Raw genomic sequence first — 540 nt, 5'->3', positions numbered from 1 at the left:
ATGCCCATGCGTGAAATCATCTTCAAGAAGAAGTGAATACAGATGTAAGCGCGAATAAATGAAGTCAGAATACCAGTCAGCAAAAAGCCAACGTGCACAGGCTCACCGCTGGTAACCAGCTTCATGCCCAAGTAGCTACCAGCTAATGTGATGATAGGAATCGACATCAAAAATGAAAAACGCGCTGCCGCTTCACGAGTGAAGCCCAAATATAGAGCGGCAGTGATCGTTGCGCCAGAACGTGAAGTTCCAGGGATCATCGCAAGTGCTTGAGCAATACCAATAAACACCGCTTTCTTCCAGCCAGTTTGGTACTCATCGGCAACAAGCTTGGCATTCTTATCCACCCACCAAAGCAACAAACCGAATACGATGGTGGTTGTCGCAATCACATAGGCACTGCGCAGGTAGACTTCGATAACGTCTTTCATCAGCAAACCGAACACACACGCCGGAATCGTCGCGATCACGATCATCCATGCCAGTTTTGCTTCTTTACTGCGGTCACCTTTGAAGATCGAAGCAAACAATGCTCGGAAT

Annotated in this window: 1 protein-coding gene; it reads right to left on the bottom strand. The window is 47.6% G+C overall.

Annotated elements, in window-relative coordinates:
• Positions 1-540, bottom strand: a 540-nt coding sequence (locus R8N49_RS29845; RefSeq protein WP_318190796.1) for an undecaprenyl-diphosphate phosphatase, incomplete at both ends; no start/stop codon positions are given.

The organism is Vibrio sp. 1978 (assembly GCF_033344345.1).
Note: the sequence above shows the minus strand (reverse complement) of the source record. Positions and strands in the feature narration are given on the sequence as shown.